The organism is uncultured Roseobacter sp., assembly GCF_947488185.1.
Taxonomy (GTDB): Bacteria; Pseudomonadota; Alphaproteobacteria; order Rhodobacterales; family Rhodobacteraceae; genus Roseobacter.
On record NZ_CANKYM010000005.1, the window covers coordinates 291,646 to 306,612 of the forward strand.

At 59.2% G+C, this 14,967-nt stretch carries 18 protein-coding genes and 1 pseudogene; 8 read left to right on the plus strand and 11 right to left on the minus strand.

The annotated features are described in order from the left end of the window. Nucleotides 1-16 precede the first annotated feature (16 nt). Genes pstC through phoB form a run of 5 tightly spaced genes read left to right on the plus strand, consistent with a single transcriptional unit; the run spans nt 17 to nt 5,081 of the window. The gene (pstC, locus tag Q1A52_RS19525; protein WP_300019199.1) at nt 17-1,504 is read left to right on the plus strand and encodes a phosphate ABC transporter permease subunit PstC; all 1,488 of its coding nucleotides are present in this window, start codon (nt 17-19) and stop codon (nt 1,502-1,504) included. Beyond that, nucleotides 1,501-2,862, plus strand: coding sequence for a phosphate ABC transporter permease PstA (pstA, locus tag Q1A52_RS19530; RefSeq protein WP_300019200.1), 1,362 nt, complete (start codon nt 1,501-1,503; stop codon nt 2,860-2,862). The genes pstC and pstA overlap by 4 nt, the downstream gene beginning before the upstream one ends. Before the next feature lie 14 nt (nt 2,863-2,876). After that, complete coding sequence (pstB, locus tag Q1A52_RS19535; protein ID WP_300019201.1) at nt 2,877-3,674, plus strand: phosphate ABC transporter ATP-binding protein PstB; 798 nt, start codon at nt 2,877-2,879, stop codon at nt 3,672-3,674. A gap of 4 nt (nt 3,675-3,678) precedes the next feature. Next, complete coding sequence (phoU, locus tag Q1A52_RS19540) at nt 3,679-4,386, plus strand: phosphate signaling complex protein PhoU (RefSeq protein WP_195820326.1); 708 nt, start codon at nt 3,679-3,681, stop codon at nt 4,384-4,386. Nucleotides 4,387-4,391: 5 nt separating this feature from the next. Beyond that, nucleotides 4,392-5,081: a phosphate regulon transcriptional regulator PhoB gene (gene phoB / locus Q1A52_RS19545; RefSeq protein ID WP_299783277.1), complete on the plus strand. Its 690-nt coding sequence runs from the start codon at nt 4,392-4,394 to the stop codon at nt 5,079-5,081. 9 nt (nt 5,082-5,090) lie between these two features. On the opposite strand, the gene Q1A52_RS19550 is transcribed toward phoB, so the two are convergent. The 6 genes from Q1A52_RS19550 to Q1A52_RS19575 all read right to left on the minus strand — a co-directional run bounded on the left by Q1A52_RS19550 (nt 5,091) and on the right by Q1A52_RS19575 (nt 8,659). Further along, nucleotides 5,091-5,927, minus strand: coding sequence for a 3-keto-5-aminohexanoate cleavage protein (locus Q1A52_RS19550; protein WP_300019202.1), 837 nt, complete (start codon nt 5,925-5,927; stop codon nt 5,091-5,093). After that, on the minus strand, nt 5,920-6,504 hold the full coding sequence (gene pcaG / locus Q1A52_RS19555; RefSeq protein ID WP_300019203.1) for a protocatechuate 3,4-dioxygenase subunit alpha: 585 nt from the start codon (nt 6,502-6,504) through the stop codon (nt 5,920-5,922). The genes Q1A52_RS19550 and pcaG overlap by 8 nt, the downstream gene beginning before the upstream one ends. After that, a complete protein-coding gene (gene pcaH, locus Q1A52_RS19560) occupies nt 6,504-7,235 on the minus strand; it encodes a protocatechuate 3,4-dioxygenase subunit beta (protein WP_300019204.1) in 732 nt (243 codons plus the stop codon). The genes pcaG and pcaH overlap by 1 nt, the downstream gene beginning before the upstream one ends. Further along, nucleotides 7,232-7,612, minus strand: coding sequence for a 4-carboxymuconolactone decarboxylase (gene pcaC / locus Q1A52_RS19565; RefSeq protein WP_300019205.1), 381 nt, complete (start codon nt 7,610-7,612; stop codon nt 7,232-7,234). Before pcaC ends, pcaH begins: the two co-directional genes overlap by 4 nt. Before the next feature lie 386 nt (nt 7,613-7,998). After that, nucleotides 7,999-8,319, minus strand: coding sequence for a recombinase family protein (locus Q1A52_RS19570; protein ID WP_300019206.1), 321 nt, complete (start codon nt 8,317-8,319; stop codon nt 7,999-8,001). A gap of 64 nt (nt 8,320-8,383) precedes the next feature. Next, complete coding sequence (locus Q1A52_RS19575; protein ID WP_300019207.1) at nt 8,384-8,659, minus strand: hypothetical protein; 276 nt, start codon at nt 8,657-8,659, stop codon at nt 8,384-8,386. Between the two features lie 34 nt (nt 8,660-8,693). On the opposite strand from Q1A52_RS19575, the pseudogene Q1A52_RS19580 reads away from it, so the two are divergent. Together Q1A52_RS19580 and aroQ are read left to right on the plus strand one after the other, a co-directional pair. Continuing rightward, nucleotides 8,694-8,849 (plus strand): annotated as a pseudogene (locus Q1A52_RS19580) (IS5/IS1182 family transposase); the annotation flags it as partial. Between the two features lie 177 nt (nt 8,850-9,026). After that, on the plus strand, nt 9,027-9,464 hold the full coding sequence (aroQ, locus tag Q1A52_RS19585; protein WP_300019208.1) for a type II 3-dehydroquinate dehydratase: 438 nt from the start codon (nt 9,027-9,029) through the stop codon (nt 9,462-9,464). 84 nt (nt 9,465-9,548) lie between these two features. Here the strand turns inward: aroQ and Q1A52_RS19590 are convergent, their stop codons facing one another. The 3 genes from Q1A52_RS19590 to rpsB all read right to left on the minus strand — a co-directional run bounded on the left by Q1A52_RS19590 (nt 9,549) and on the right by rpsB (nt 12,446). Further along, nucleotides 9,549-10,184 (minus strand): hypothetical protein, encoded by a 636-nt coding sequence (locus Q1A52_RS19590; protein WP_300019209.1) that lies wholly within the window; start codon nt 10,182-10,184, stop codon nt 9,549-9,551. Nucleotides 10,185-10,572: 388 nt separating this feature from the next. Then, nucleotides 10,573-11,448: a translation elongation factor Ts gene (gene tsf / locus Q1A52_RS19595; RefSeq protein ID WP_300019210.1), complete on the minus strand. Its 876-nt coding sequence runs from the start codon at nt 11,446-11,448 to the stop codon at nt 10,573-10,575. Nucleotides 11,449-11,573: 125 nt separating this feature from the next. Next, nucleotides 11,574-12,446: a 30S ribosomal protein S2 gene (rpsB, locus tag Q1A52_RS19600; protein ID WP_300019211.1), complete on the minus strand. Its 873-nt coding sequence runs from the start codon at nt 12,444-12,446 to the stop codon at nt 11,574-11,576. Nucleotides 12,447-12,739: 293 nt separating this feature from the next. Between rpsB and Q1A52_RS19605 the strand changes: the two genes are divergently transcribed. Further along, entirely contained in the window at nt 12,740-13,318 is a 579-nt protein-coding gene (locus Q1A52_RS19605) for a PA14 domain-containing protein (RefSeq protein WP_300019212.1), read from the plus strand. Here the strand turns inward: Q1A52_RS19605 and Q1A52_RS19610 are convergent. After that, nucleotides 13,301-14,155: a 1-acyl-sn-glycerol-3-phosphate acyltransferase gene (locus Q1A52_RS19610; RefSeq protein ID WP_300019213.1), complete on the minus strand. Its 855-nt coding sequence runs from the start codon at nt 14,153-14,155 to the stop codon at nt 13,301-13,303. The genes Q1A52_RS19605 and Q1A52_RS19610 overlap by 18 nt on opposite strands. Beyond that, entirely contained in the window at nt 14,152-14,931 is a 780-nt protein-coding gene (locus Q1A52_RS19615) for a GNAT family N-acyltransferase (RefSeq protein ID WP_300019214.1), read from the minus strand. Before Q1A52_RS19615 ends, Q1A52_RS19610 begins: the two co-directional genes overlap by 4 nt. Nucleotides 14,932-14,967: the final 36 nt, after the last annotated feature.

Sequence of the window (14,967 nt, forward strand, 5' to 3'; positions counted from 1 at the left end):
TTCTGGGGTGGACCGCATGGCACTTGGTTTGACGGGATATGTTGTCCTCGCCATCATTCTTCTGACAGTCGCTGCGTTTTTCATGGCGCGCAGCCGGGCGAAATCCACCGCAGGGGGCGACATACGGCTTTTGCACTCGCTGCCCAATTACTACGGCTACAATGCCGCGATGTTTGCAGCCGTGCCTGCCTTTGGCGTTCTGATGATCTGGCTGCTGGCGCAGCCGATGATCATCGAAAATTCCGTATTCAAACTGATCCCGGAGCGGATTGTCAGCGAAGGCTCGTCACGCGGGCTGGTGATGAGCGACGTGCGCCGTGTTGCCGAAGGGCTGGACATCGCCGTGGCCCAGGGCGCGCTGACCGATGACGAGGCCGATAACATCCGCACCGAATTCAAGGATGTGCGCAGCATTCTGGGCAGTGTGGGCGTCGCCTTGGGGTCGAACGTGGAGCCCGAAGTGCTCTACGCCGCGCAACAGTATCGCGCAAAAACCGAAACCGGCACTTTCTGGATGTCGGTTGCGGTTGTGACACTGGCGGCCTTAGGGGCGGCGCTCGCGATCTTTGTGACAAATGCGGATTTCAGAGCCCGCAACACGGTCGAACGGGGCGCATTGGCGCTGCTGATCCTTGCGGCCTCGCTGGCCATTCTGACCACGGTCGGCATTGTTCTGTCGATGCTCTTCGAGAGCATCAACTTTTTCCGCCTGCATCCCTGGACCGACTTTTTCTTTGGCGGCAGCTGGGCGCCGAATTTTCGCGGCGACAGCGATCTGTCCATTCTGCCGCTGCTCTGGGGCACGCTCTATATCTCGGTGATTGCCCTGCTGGTCGCCGTACCCATCGGCCTCTTTGCCGCGATTTACCTTAGTGAATACGCGGGGCCCAAGACCCGCTCGGCGGCGAAACCCCTGCTCGAAATCCTCGCGGGTATCCCGACAATCGTCTACGGTCTTTTTGCCCTGCTCACGGTCGGACCCGCTTTGGTCAGCATCTTCGGACGGGGCGAGGCCGGTCTGCTGGGCGTGGACTGGATGAGCGGTGCCACCGCCGTGCTGACCGCCGGGCTGGTCATGGGCATCATGCTGATCCCTTTTGTCTCCTCGCTTAGCGATGACATCATCAACGCGGTGCCGCAATCGATGCGGGACGGGTCCTTCGGACTGGGCGCCACCCATTCCGAAACCATCCGGCAGGTTGTTTTGCCCGCCGCCCTGCCGGGGATTGTCGGCGCCGTGCTGCTGGCGGCGAGCCGTGCCATTGGCGAGACGATGATCGTGGTGCTGGGGGCAGGGGCCATTGCGAAGTTCTCGCTGAACCCGCTGGAGGCGATGACGACCATCACCACGCGGATCGTCAGTCAGTTGACCGGGGATACGGATTTCGCCAGCCCCGAGACCCTCGTGGCCTTTGCCCTCGGCCTGACCCTCTTTGTCCTGACCCTCGGGCTCAACGTCCTCGCCCTCTACATCGTGCGCAAGTATCGGGAGCAATACGAATGACCGACGCGACCACCTCTTCCCTGCCGTCCGCGACACCCGTTTCCGGCAAGGGCTCGCTGATGCAGCAGGACGCGCGTACGCGCAAACGCAACGCGGCCGAGACGCGGTTCAAGGCTTACGGGATTGCCGCGATCACCATCGGGATGCTGATGCTGCTGGTGCTGGTCTACAACATCGTTTCGCGCGGCACCGGTGCGTTCCAACAGACCTTCGTGACGCTGGAGGTCGCGCTGCCCGCCGAGAAGTTGGATAAAAATGGCACGCGCAATCTCGACGACATCAAGAAGGTGTCGACCTTTGGCTACACCCCGCTCTTGCGCGATGCCTTTGAAGCGAAGGTCGCGGACAAGAGCATCGAGACCGAGCTGTCGGGCAAGGAAATGGCCGGTATCCTGTCCGCCGGTGCCGCGGCACAGCTGCGGGATTTTGTGCTGGCGGATCCAACGGTGATCGGATCGACGGTCGCCTTTGAATTCCTCGCGTCCAGCCGCGTGGACGGCTACCTGAAGAGCCGCGTCAGCCGCGACAGCATCGCCAACGACAAGAACATCAGCGCAGAACAACTCGACTTCGTGGACCAGCTGACGGCCTCTGGTGCCATTGAAAAACGCTTCAACTTGGCCTTTATTACCGGCGCCGACAGCTCTGACGCCCGCCCAGAGGCCGCCGGCATGGGCGTGTCGATGATGGGCTCGCTCTTCATGATGCTGGTCGTTCTGGCGCTGGCTCTCCCGATTGGTGTGGCGGCCAGCATTTATCTTGAGGAATTCGCCCCCAAGAACTGGCTGACCGATATCATCGAGGTGAATATCTCGAACCTGGCGGCGGTACCGTCGATCGTCTTCGGTATCCTGGGTCTTGCGGTCTTCATCAACTACATGCACTTGCCTACATCTGCCCCGCTGGTGGGCGGCCTTGTGCTGACCCTGATGACCCTGCCGACCATCATTATTTCGACACGCGCCTCCCTCAAGGCGGTGCCGCCGTCGATCCGGGATGCGGCACTGGGGGTAGGGGCCTCAAAAATGCAATCGGTCTTTCATCACGTGCTGCCGCTGGCCGCACCGGGCATCCTGACCGGCACGATCATCGGGCTGGCACAGGCGCTGGGGGAAACCGCACCCCTCCTGCTCATCGGCATGGTCGGCTTCATCGCTTCGAACCCGCCCGACAGCATTGCCAGCGGTCTGCTCGATCCGAACTCGGCCATGCCTGCGCAAATCTACGAGTGGGCGAAACGCGCCGACCCAGCCTTTTACGAGCGCGCCTGGGGTGGCATCATCATCCTGCTCTTGTTCCTGGTCACGATGAACACCATCGCCGTGATCTTACGTCGTCGCTTTGAGCGCCGTTGGTAAGGGGAGACACGAAAATGAACGATATGAGAATACTGGAGAGAGACGTGGACACCAATACCATCAAGATCGCTGCACGTGGCGTTCAGGTCTACTATGGCGATAACCACGCGATCAAAGACGTGGATGTCGACATCCAGGACAAGACGGTCACCGCCTTCATTGGCCCATCCGGCTGTGGCAAATCCACCTTTCTGCGGTGCCTCAACCGGATGAACGACACCATTGATATCTGCCGTGTCCAGGGGGACATCCACATCGACGGTGAAGACATCTATGACAAGCGCGTCGATCCGGTGCAGTTGCGCGCCAAGGTTGGCATGGTGTTTCAGAAACCGAATCCGTTCCCCAAGTCGATCTATGATAATGTGGCCTACGGACCGCGCATTCACGGGCTGGCCAAGAACAAGGCCGAGCTGGACGAGATTGTCGAAAACGCCCTGCGCCGGGCAGCAATCTGGAACGAGGTCAAGGATCGCCTGACCGCGCCGGGCACCGGTCTTTCCGGTGGTCAACAACAGCGCCTATGCATCGCGCGGGCTGTCGCAACCGAACCCGAGGTGCTGTTGATGGACGAACCGTGCTCGGCGCTCGACCCGATTGCCACGGCCCAGGTTGAGGAACTGATCGACGAGCTGCGCCAGAATTATTCGGTGGTGATCGTGACCCACTCCATGCAGCAGGCGGCGCGGGTCAGCCAGAAAACCGCCTTCTTCCACCTGGGCAACCTTGTGGAGTATGGTGAGACCGGGAACATCTTTACCAACCCCGAAGATCCCCGGACGGAAAGCTACATCACAGGTCGAATTGGATAATCACATGCAAGATCAACACATTGCCTCTGCTTTCGACCGTGACCTGGAGGCCATTCAGGCACAGATCATGAAAATGGGCGGGCTGGTCGAGGCCGCGATCCGCGATGGCGCGCAGTCGCTGGATACCCGTGACGAGGAACTGGCCGAGCAGGTCCGCAAGAACGACCGTACCATCGATGAGCTCGAAGAGATGATCAATGAAGAGGCCGCGCGCGTCATTGCTCTGCGCGCGCCCACAGCGCGGGATTTGCGCCTGATCCTGAGCGTCATCAAGATCAGCGCCAATCTGGAACGCATTGGCGATTACGCGAAAAACATGGCTAAGCGCACGGGCGTTCTGTCGCAGATGGCGCCGGTGGATGACAGCACCGGGGCGCTGCGGCGGATGTCGCGCGAGGTGGAGCGGATGCTGAAGGACGCGCTGGACGCCTACATTCAGCGGGACCCGGAACTGGCCAGCGAGGTCATCAACCGCGACCACGATGTTGACCAGATGTACAACGCGCTCTTCCGCGAATTCCTGACCTTCATGATGGAAGACCCGCGCAATATCACCGCCTGCATGCACCTGCATTTCATCGCCAAGAACGTGGAACGCATGGGCGATCACGTGACATCGATTGCCGAGCAGGTCGTCTATCTGGTGACCGGTGAGCACCCGGAAGATGCGCGCCCCAAGGCCGATAAAACATCAGTGGTAGCAGAAGGATAAGCCCCATGTCCGCCGATCAACCCCGCGTTCTGGTGGTCGAAGACGAGCCCGCGCAACGCGAAGTGCTGGCCTATAATCTGGAGGCCGAAGGATTTGCCGTCAGCCGTGCCGAAAATGGTGAAGAAGCGTTGATGCTGGTCGATGAGACGGCGCCGGATGTGATCGTGCTCGACTGGATGATGCCGAACCTGAGCGGGATCGAAGTGTGCCGCCGTCTCAAGATCAAGTCCGAGACACGGGCGATCCCGATCATCATGCTCTCGGCCCGCTCCGAAGAGGTGGACCGCGTGCGCGGGCTGGAAACAGGTGCCGATGACTATGTGATCAAACCCTATTCGGTGATTGAGCTGATGGCGCGGGTGCGCAGCCAGTTGCGCCGTGTGCGGCCCGCTGCCGCCGGGGAACGACTGGAATACGAAGACATCGTGCTCGATTCCACCAGCCACCGGGTCAACCGGGGCACCAGTGAGCTGAAACTGGGGCCGACGGAATTCCGCCTGCTCTCCACCTTCATGGAAAAGCCCGGACGGGTGTTTTCCCGCGAACAGCTGCTGGACCGGGTCTGGGGGCGCGACATCTATGTCGATACCCGCACGGTCGATGTGCATATCGGGCGTTTGCGCAAGGCACTGACACAGTTCGGTGGGTCGGATCCGCTGCGCACCGTGCGCGGCGCGGGCTACGCGCTGGGGTAGGGGCCCTACTCAAGCAGCAAACGGGCGCAGGCGCAGGATGTCGCGCGCCTGCTGCCATGTGGCGACGGGTCTTTCGTATTTTTCGCAGAGATCAGCGGCGCGTTTGATCAACGCCGCGTTTGATGGCGCGAGCCGTTCGCGGTCCAGCCGCACGTTGTCTTCAAGGCCCGCGCGCGTGTGGCCGCCCGCGGCAATGGCCCATTCGTTCACCTCGATCTGCGCCGGACCGATACCTGCCGCACACCACGCGGCATCCGGCGCGCGCGTCTTCACGGTTTCCAAGTAGAAATCAAAGACCTGCTTGTCCGCAGGCATCGCGTTCTTAACCCCCATGACGAATTGCACATACAGCCGCCCGTGCAGTTTGCCGGCCTCATGCATTCGTATCGCGTGCAGAACGTGAGATAAATCAAAGGCTTCAATCTCGGGCGTCACCTCATGGGTGCGCATTTCCGACGACAGCCAATCCACCAGGTCGGGCGGGTTCTCATAAACACGGGTTGGGAAGTTGTTGGACCCAACGGAGAGGGACGCCATGTCCGGGCGCAAGGGCAACATGCCGCCGCGTTCCTGCCCGGCGCCGGACCGCCCACCGGTCGAGAACTGAATGATCATGCCGGGGCAGTGCTTTTCAACACCTTCCTTCAGCCGCGCGAACTTCTCAGGGTCGGAAGAGGGGGTTTCGTCAGCATTGCGCACATGGGCATGGCAGATCGACGCCCCCGCCTCAAAGGCCTCTTGCGTGCTTTCAATTTGCTCTGAAACGGAAATCGGCACCGCCGGGTTTGCTGCTTTTGTCGGCACGCTGCCAGTGATCGCGACACAGAGAATACAGGGGTCAGACATCGAAAAACACCGTTTCTTGAGGGCCTTGGAGGTAAATATTAAAGTGATACATTCCGTTATCCTCTCGATTGGCAAGTAAGGTTGCGATACGGGGCTTATGTTCGATCCGGGCCAGCACAGGATCATCGGCATGTGCGGCGGCGTCCTCTGGGAAATACATCCGGGTGTGCAGGCCGATGTTGATGCCCCGTGCCACAATCCAGAAGGTGATGTGCGGCGCCATCAGTTGCCCGCTTGCATGGGTCACAGGCCCTGGTTTGATCGTCTCGAACCGCCAAGTTCCGGTCTCATCGTTACCAGCTTGGCGCCCCCAACCGGTAAACCCAGAGGTATCGGCCCCATAGTGACCGTCCGAATTCGCCTGCCATATCTCGACAAGCACGTCCTTGAGCGGCGTGCCGGTGCCATCGTGAACCGCGCCCGTGATGCTGATCCGCTCACCCGGCGTGGCGTCTGCCACCATCCGCTCCCCCAGATCATCTGGATAAATGTCTGAAATGCCGCAGAAATTCGGCACACAGCCAATGTGGACGTAAGGTCCCGCAGTTTGCGACGCGCTCTCAAAAAGTTTCGACATCACACACCCTCAGGCCGGTTTTCGAAGTAGCTCGCCCGACGACCTCGAAGCACGATGTCAAAGCGATACGCGCGCGCATCCATGGGGATTGTGTGCTGCATGTCCAAGGGCGCGATCAGCCGCTCTATGGCGTCCCGATCCGGAATTGCGGCAACGATGGGACAGCGCCAGATCAACGGATCACCCTCGAAGTACATCTGGGTGATCAAACGCTGCGCAAAGCTTTGACCAAACACAGAAAAATGGATATGCGCAGGTCGCCAGTCATTGACACCATTGGGCCAGGGGTAGGGGCCCGGCTTCACGGTTCGAAACCTGTAAAATCCCTTCTCGTCCGTCAGCACGCGACCACAACCGCCGAAATTCGGATCAAGCGGGGCGAGGTAACCTTCTTTCTTGTGGCGATACCGCCCGCCCGCATTGGCCTGCCAGACCTCGATCAGCGCATGCGGCACGCCGCGCCCGTTTTCGTCCTGCAGACGTCCGTGCACGATGATCCGCGGCCCAAGCGCCATCTCACCCGGCGCGGCGAAATTCAGAATCAGGTCGTCGTCGAGCGGCCCCAGGATGCTGTGATCAAAAATCGGGCCTGTCTCTTCGCTCAGGGTGCTGGGCATGGAAATCTTGGCCAGCTGCGGCGATCGCGTCAGGCTGGTTTTATAGCTGGGCGTGAGTGCGGGCGGTTGACGCGTCCAGTCCCGCGCCATGTAACCGCCTTCGGTATCCGTCATGGTTTGTCTTCCATCTCGGCAAAGGTCTGCTTGGCCAGTTTCAGCGCGTGATTGGCGCGTGGCACCCCGGCGTAGATCGCAACATGCTGGAATGTTTCGATCACGTCACTCTTGCTGGCACCGGTGTTTACGGTGGCACGAATGTGCATCGGGATTTCATCGAAATTTCCAAGGGCTGCCAGGAGCGCCAAGGTCAGCATTGAGCGTTCCCGCGGGCTGATGGCATCTGACGCCCAAACAGTGCCCCAGGCGCCTTCGGTAATCAGGTTCTGAAAGTCGGCATCAATATCCGTTTTTGCGGCCTGCGCCTGATCCACATGCGCGTCACCCAAGACCTCACGGCGTTTCTGCATGCCTGTAGCGTAGCGATCTGACATTGTTGTCCTCAAGGGCCAATTTAACCGGTAGATGCACCATAGGGGATGCGCGCACCTTGAGGAAAGCCGATATTTACAACGCAGATCTTAGGCAAAGGCATCCAAAACGATGCGATCATTTATGTTACATAATACTGATTATAAAAACTATGATAGGCCTCGTTCCCAATTGTCGGATTGTCAAAATGAAGCCTATTGCTTTCAATAACTTAGGTTTTTTTCCAACCTTGTAGTGCCTGATGGAAGTCTTTCTCGGGTGGCAGCGTATGCACCCTGCTGATCAACGCAATCTGGAAATCGTGGTATGAGCCACTCCCAGATCCAATGCGATGGCTCAACGGCTCGCATCGTTTGCCATCCGCTGACGTGCAAGTTCTTGCTAATGATCAGGTAACGTGGGTTTGCAGCCAAATCTGACGTCGTTTCAGGCCACGACAGCACAACCCTTGTGCGCGACGAGTGATGCGTTCCCGCTCATCTTCGGCCAACGTGGAGAGGAACGCGAGGATGCCCTTACCCATCGGCGTGGTCAAATCAAGCCATGGTTTGTCCAGGACCTTGACGTAGGTTCCACGGTCGGCAATCCGTGTAGTGATATGGATGCGGCCGATCAAAGATCGTTTGGCTTTGTGCTGCTCTATTATCAAAAAAATATCCCCTGCCCCAAGCGCCTCTATCGCTCGCTCAAACGGAGGCTGTCCCTTCACCGTTTCCCGGAAACCTTCTTGCGGAAAATCAGTTCGCTTCCAGCTACACCGATGGCTGCGACATTCAGCTGGTCTCGCCAAATCCTGTCGGTACCGCCGGATCAGGCGAAGTTGCCGCACGTTTTTGCACGGCCCGCCCGATAACCACGCGGCTGATTTCCGTCGTGCCGTCACCGCTGATTGTAGCCCGGCTGTACATGTTCATCGGGTCAGACCCGTATTGCGGTTCCGTCAGAGGAAAGTTCGCCAGCTTACGCCCCGATGTCAGATCGCGTGCCCATTTCTCCTTCAACGCACTCGTGCCATAACCGCAGCCCGTAAAGGTACAGATGTTGTGCATCTACAAGGCAAGGGCATAGGTACCATCGCCGACCCGCGTGAAGGCAAATTTCGATCTGCATCCCGGACGTCTGATCGCCGACACTGCCTACGGCACCGGGCCATTACTTGGCTGGTTGGTCGAGCGCAAGATCGCACCGCATATCCCCGTCTTTGGCAAGTCCGGTCGCAGCGACGAAACCTGGTCCCGGGAGGTTCACCAATTAGGAACTCCGACACCAGTGCAGGATGAGAGTATAGGCACCCTACAGGTCAGCAGTTACACCCCCTGTTGCCCGACAAATCCCGTTGACAAATGCTCCCTGTCTTCGCTGGACAGCGCGCACCGCAAGGGTCTATGCATGTAAACCATTGTTTGTGAGCAGCTTATGACCTCTATCCTCGTCCTGAACGGACCAAACCTCAATCTGTTGGGCACACGTCAACCCGATGTCTACGGCGCAACCACATTAGCCGATATCGAGGCCAGTTGTTCCCGCTGGGCCAAGGATGCCGGTTGCGCGGTCAGCTTCATGCAGTCCAACCACGAAGGTGCACTTGTCGACGCCATTCACGCCGCCCGCGGTGTGCATGACGGCATCGTCCTGAATGCTGGCGCATATACACATACGTCGATCGCGCTCATGGATGCGATCGCCTCCGTAGAACTGCCAACAATCGAATTGCATCTCAGCAACGTTCACGCGCGAGAAGAGTTTCGGCATACCTCCTACATTGCAAAAGTCTGCGTCGGGATCATCTGCGGCTTTGGTGCGCATGGGTACAAGCTGGCTATCGAGGCGCTTGTCTCTCACCTGAAAGACTGAACCGGCAAGAGACCTCCCTGGAAGTGAATTGGAACGGAGGGGCCACCCACCCCTCACCTCACTCATGTCACAACGGGTCGCTGCTTAGAGCATCGCTGAAAGCTTGGCGATCATCTCATCGCTGAGGCTCGACAAGCGGATCTTGTGGACATCGGATACCTTGTCCGCAGCCACCAATTCTGTAAGGAGTTCCTTCATTTCCTGCCACGTCCCGTCCAAAGCCTGCACGGTTTCGGGTTCGAAATGACGATGTGCCATGTTCAACGCCTCTCCAAATTCAGTGACCGACGCATTGAGATATCGGGTGTATTTTTCAGTCGAAATCCCCCGAAGTACAAAGCACGCCTCCTTGATCAGCTTGTGGATCTGCATCTTCTTGGCAAGGACTGCATCAGTATGATCTTTTGGTCGCTCAGCCGCATAGACCGCGTGAATTTCGGACAATTCGGAATGTAGCGCCGGCTCCAGTTGCAGGATCTGCTGGACAGGCACAGAATGGTAGTCCCCTGCTGAGACCTGTTGCAAGGCTGCACTCAGGGTCTGCCATTGACCGGCAAAGGCTTCGAGCCGATCTGAAACCATGTCACTATGCCCCGCAGTCTTGTGACCCTCCCTCAGGGATTGAATGGATTGCTCCATGTATCCGACGGTGAAAGTAACCCGCGCACCAAACTCCTTGCCTGTGATCCCGGCCATCTTGAAGCAGGCATCGCGGGTCATGCTTTGAAGCTTGGCTTTTTTGTCCATCACGTTGTGGGCGTGATCGCGATCAGTGTGCTTGTTCTCCCAAGGAGCATGTTTGGCGCTGGACGCATTCACAGCCGGTGCTGTCAGGGCAGCCATCACTGCAAATGTTGCAACGCCGACTTTGACCGTGTTCAGGTTCGTACTCAGTTTCATCACTCTTTACTCCAAACAATGGAAAATTTGATGAAACGGATACAACATGAATTTCATCCGTTAACCAAATGTTAAATAATAAAAATAGTCTGAAAATCTGTTTTAAAACCCGACCAAACTGCTAACCAAGATTGCTTCCTTGCGGCAATAAAAAAGGGCGCATCACTGCGCCCTTGTTAACGTCTTTAATCGGATGCAGCCGTCTTGCTCAGCCCTTGGCGGCCTTGGCAACTTCAGCGGCGAAATCCTCCTTCACCACTTCGATGCCTTCGCCAACTTCGAGGCGTACGAACCCGGTGATCGTGGCACCGGCTTCTTTTGCCGCATCACCCACCGTCAGATCAGGATTCACAACGAACGACTGGTTCAGCAGAGTCACTTCGGACATGTATTTCTTCATGCGTCCGATGATCATCTTCTCGATCACCGCTTCGGGCTTGCCGCTTTCGCGTGCGATATCCATCTGGACCTGCTTTTCCTTGTCGACAACCGCCGGGTCCAGATCTGCTTCAGACAGGGACGCGGGGTTCACCGCCGCGATGTGCATCGCGACCTGCTTGCCAAACGCCTCGTCACTGCCGGTCATCGCCACCAGCACGCCGATTTTGCCCATGCCGGGCGCTGCGGCGTTGTGCACGTAAGACACAACGGTGTCGCCATCGATGGCGGACATCCGGCGTACGGACATGTTCTCGCCGATGGTGGCGATCTTGTCCGTGACCACGGTGGCGACGGTTTTGCCACCCATATCCGCGTTGTTCAGCGCGTCCACATCCGAAACGGACAGCGCAACGGAGGCGATGCCCGCGACCATTTCCTGGAATTCCGCGTTTTTGCCAACGAAGTCAGTCTCGGAATTCACCTCAACCGCAACACCGTGCCCGCCGTCAACCTTGACAGCAACCAGGCCCTCCGCCGCCGTACGGCCGGATTTCTTGGCTGCCTTGGCCAGACCCTTGGTGCGCAGCCAGTCCTGTGCCGCTTCCATGTCGCCGTCGGTTTCGGTCAGCGCTTTTTTTGCGTCCATCATGCCTGCGCCGGTGGTGTCGCGCAGCTCTTTGACCATAGATGCAGTGATCGCCATCTGAGGTTCTCCTTTGGAATCGTCGGACCACAAGGGCCGCCAGTTGCTGGGCCCATGGCCCGCTGTTCATCGAGGTGTCTCGGGGCAGGTCATCCCTGCCCCATATGTCATGCGTGTGACGCGGATCAGCTTGCCGCTTTTTCCACTGTCTCTTCTTTGGATTCGATGTCCAGAGGCGCGTCGCCCGACATCACATCGTCGGAAACAGTTTCCGAAGACGCTTCTCCGACTTCGACGCCTGTGGACTCGGCCACGGCCTCTTCGACCGGTGCTTCTTCCATTGCGCCGAGATCGACACCTGCCGCGCCCAGTTGCGCGCTCATGCCGTCGAGGGCTGCACGGGCCGCCAGATCGCAGTAAAGCGAAATCGCGCGGGCCGCGTCATCGTTGCCCGGGATGATGTAGTCGATGCCATCGGGTGGGCAGTTGGTGTCAACCACGGCCACAACCGGAATGCCCAGCTTGTTGGCTTCGGCCACGGCCAGCGCTTCTTTCTTTACGTCGATGACGAAGATCAGGTCAGGACGACCGCCCATTTCGCGGATGCCGCCCAGAGACGCCTGCAGCTTGCCCTGGTCACGTTCCATGCCAAGACGCTCTTTCTTGGTCAGACCGGCAAATCCGTTCTCCGACTGCTCGTCAATGTTCTTGAGGCGGTTGATCGACTGGGACACGGTCTGCCAGTTGGTCAGCGTGCCGCCCAGCCAGCGGTGGTTCATGTAATACTGTGCGCATTTCTCTGCGGCATCGGCGATCGGCTGTTGGGCCTGACGCTTGGTGCCGACGAAGAGAACGCTGCCGCCCTTGGCGACGGTTTCACGGATCACGTTCAGGGCCGCGTCCAGCATGGGAACGGTCTGGGTGAGGTCCATGATGTGGATGCCATTGCGCGCGCCATAGATGAACGGACCCATGCGGGGGTTCCAACGCTGCGTCTGGTGGCCGAAGTGTACGCCTGCTTCAAGCAATTGGCGCATGGTGAACTCTGGAAGAGCCATGTTTGTCTACCTTTCCGGTTTTATCCTCGGCGGGGGCATGACAGATTTCTGCCAACCGGCGGACCGTTGAGGATGTCTCCCCCAAAAGGCCCAAACCCCGCCTGCGGGTTTCAGTGGGTGCGCTATAGGCCAGTCAGCCCTTTCCTGCAAGGGCGGAAAAGCCCCATTCGCGCAATATGTGATCGCTTTTGCGGTGCTGGGTGCTTGTCACTGGCGGAAGGCGCATTCTAGTATCTTTTTAACCGTCCCCGCAGAGGGCCGGACGATCCAATGATCTACCACCGGGAGTGACCATGACCTTTTCCTTGAAATCCGCCGTTTTGGCGATTGCTTTTTCTGTTCCAGTTTCCGCTCTTGCTGCGCCCGTGAAACTTGCCCCCGCCAACCCGCAGCCCGCTGCTGGCAGCCTGACCCCGGGCCTTGCGGTGCTGTACGCCTTTCCGGGGGATGTGCGTACCGTGAAGGACGCGCGGAACGCACTGAAACGCAAGAGCGTGGCGGGCACGCCGCTGGCCGGGCTGTCTTATGACGACAACAGCGAGGGAGATCCGACACTGACCTCGGACAAGGCGACCAAGGTGGCCGCGGCAATCTCGGGCTATATCAAGTTCGACACGCCCGGCACCTACGTGCTGGATTTCCTCAACAATGACGGGCTGGAGATCAGCATCGGCGGACAGGTCGTGGGCGACTATGACGAAGTGCACTCTTGCGGGTACGCGGGCGAGATCGAAGTGGCGGTGCCCGAAGCGGGATACTACCCGTTGGAGGCCACCTATTTCCAGCGCAAGGGCACGGCCTGCCTGATGATGGAATGGGGTCCGGACAGTGACGGTCTGGAACTGGTGCCGGATTCAGCGTTCTTCCACTGATTTGCGGGCGCCCTGCCCCTTCGCCTCGAAGCCTGCCCGCACGCGGGCTTCGCAGGCCGCTGCCAGCGCTTTGCGATCCGCAAATGCGCCAACTTGCAGCGGCGTGTCGTAAACCACTGTAACCCACCCGTGGCGCGGGGTGGCCAGCATCTTTAGAAAGTGGCTGCCAAAATCCATATCCCCCCACCACCCGTAAAACCGGCTGTCCGCCTGTGCGGGGGCGTCGTAGATAACGGAAACGGGCTGTATTTCCAGCGTTTCACGTAACTCGGGCGCAAAGAAGGCGGCAAAGAGCGTTGTCTTGAAGGGCAAGACGCGCTGTCCATCGCTGCTGGTGCCTTCGGGGAAAAACAACAGGCGGTGGCCTGCGCTGAGCCGCTCTTTGAACAGCGCTGCCTGCGCCGCCGCCTGCGCGCGATTGCGCTCAATGAACACCGTGCCCGTCGCCCGTGCCAGCCACCCGATCCCCGGCCACCCCGCAACTTCGGATTTCGAGACGAAATAGATGCGCTTCGAGGCATTCAGCACAAAGATGTCGAGCCAGCTGGCGTGGTTGGCCACCGCAGCCCCCGGTCCATGCGCCGGTTCCCCTTTCACGCGCAGTGTCACGCCGATGATGCGCAAGGCCATCCGGCAGACAAAGACGGTGATATGAGGGGTGACCGGGCGGGCAACGCCAAAAACGGGCCGCTCGATCAGGCGGACCAGTAACAACAGCGCCAGCCCGCCAAAGGCCAGGAACGCCAGCGGCAGGCCCCGAAGTAGGATCAACAGACAGCCGAGTGCCGTCAGCCGCGGCGCGGGCGGCGGCGCATCCCCGAACCACGTCGTGTTCATACCGCGTTGCCTTGATACAGGCGGGCCTGTCGTTCGTTCATGCGCGCCGTATCCAGGATCAGACAGACGTCCGTGGTGTTGAAGGCGTGATCGATGAAAGCCCCCTGGCCCACGAACCCACCGAGCCGGAGATAAGCCTTGATCAGCGCAGGCACGGAGAGCATCGCGGCGCGCGGGTCCAGCGCCTCCTCGGACACCAGATCCATGCGTTGAAAAGCCGCGTCCTGCGCTCGCACGCGCAGTTCCTCCGGGGCCAGATGGCGGTGGTGCAGAAGCGATAACGCCTGCGCCAGCGCGCCTACATCAGTGCCGTGGAAACTTGCCACGCCGAACAGCACTTCGATGTCATGGTCCGCGATGTAATTGGCCAGTCCGCTCCACAGGTGATACATCGCCATGCCGCCGCGATACGCCGGATGCACACAGGACCGCCCCAGCTCCAACAAGCGGCGGTTGGACCGAAGCAAGACAGCGAGATCATATTCATCCGCGGAGTAGAACTGCCCCGCCGCCGCAGCCTGATCAGAGCGCATGACCCGGTAGACACCAACCACCTCGCCCTTTGTCTCTTCCGTCAGCAGCAAGTGGTCAAAAAACGGGTCAAACCTGTCTTTTTCCAGACGCGCCGCGTGATCCACCAACGCGCCACCGCCGCCCAACTCCTCGACAAAGACCGCATAACGCAATCGCTGCGCTGCCTCGAGTTCTGCCTCGGTTTCCGCAAGCTTTACCGAGAATGGGGATTTGGGCTTTGCGTCCATCTTTGGGGGGGTCATCCTGGGTTTCGGAGATCTGCTTTGCTCTTAGTGAAT

Bases quoted from the DNA above. Each gene is read 5' to 3' on its own strand.
- pstC (WP_300019199.1), top strand. From the start codon at position 17: ATGGCACTTGGTTTGACGGGATATGTTGTCCTCGCCATCATTCTTCTG.
- pstA (WP_300019200.1), top strand. From the start codon at position 1,501: ATGACCGACGCGACCACCTCTTCCCTGCCGTCCGCGACACCCGTTTCC.
- pstB (WP_300019201.1), top strand. From the start codon at position 2,877: ATGAACGATATGAGAATACTGGAGAGAGACGTGGACACCAATACCATC.
- phoU (WP_195820326.1), top strand. From the start codon at position 3,679: ATGCAAGATCAACACATTGCCTCTGCTTTCGACCGTGACCTGGAGGCC.
- phoB (WP_299783277.1), top strand. From the start codon at position 4,392: ATGTCCGCCGATCAACCCCGCGTTCTGGTGGTCGAAGACGAGCCCGCG.
- Q1A52_RS19550 (WP_300019202.1), bottom strand. From the start codon at position 5,927: ATGTCTGACCCCTGTATTCTCTGTGTCGCGATCACTGGCAGCGTGCCG.
- pcaG (WP_300019203.1), bottom strand. From the start codon at position 6,504: ATGTCGAAACTTTTTGAGAGCGCGTCGCAAACTGCGGGACCTTACGTC.
- pcaH (WP_300019204.1), bottom strand. From the start codon at position 7,235: ATGACGGATACCGAAGGCGGTTACATGGCGCGGGACTGGACGCGTCAA.
- pcaC (WP_300019205.1), bottom strand. From the start codon at position 7,612: ATGTCAGATCGCTACGCTACAGGCATGCAGAAACGCCGTGAGGTCTTG.
- Q1A52_RS19575 (WP_300019207.1), bottom strand. From the start codon at position 8,659: ATGCACAACATCTGTACCTTTACGGGCTGCGGTTATGGCACGAGTGCG.
- aroQ (WP_300019208.1), top strand. From the start codon at position 9,027: ATGACCTCTATCCTCGTCCTGAACGGACCAAACCTCAATCTGTTGGGC.
- Q1A52_RS19590 (WP_300019209.1), bottom strand. From the start codon at position 10,184: ATGACCCGCGATGCCTGCTTCAAGATGGCCGGGATCACAGGCAAGGAG.
- tsf (WP_300019210.1), bottom strand. From the start codon at position 11,448: ATGGCGATCACTGCATCTATGGTCAAAGAGCTGCGCGACACCACCGGC.
- rpsB (WP_300019211.1), bottom strand. From the start codon at position 12,446: ATGGCTCTTCCAGAGTTCACCATGCGCCAATTGCTTGAAGCAGGCGTA.
- Q1A52_RS19605 (WP_300019212.1), top strand. From the start codon at position 12,740: ATGACCTTTTCCTTGAAATCCGCCGTTTTGGCGATTGCTTTTTCTGTT.
- Q1A52_RS19610 (WP_300019213.1), bottom strand. From the start codon at position 14,155: ATGAACACGACGTGGTTCGGGGATGCGCCGCCGCCCGCGCCGCGGCTG.
- Q1A52_RS19615 (WP_300019214.1), bottom strand. From the start codon at position 14,931: ATGACCCCCCCAAAGATGGACGCAAAGCCCAAATCCCCATTCTCGGTA.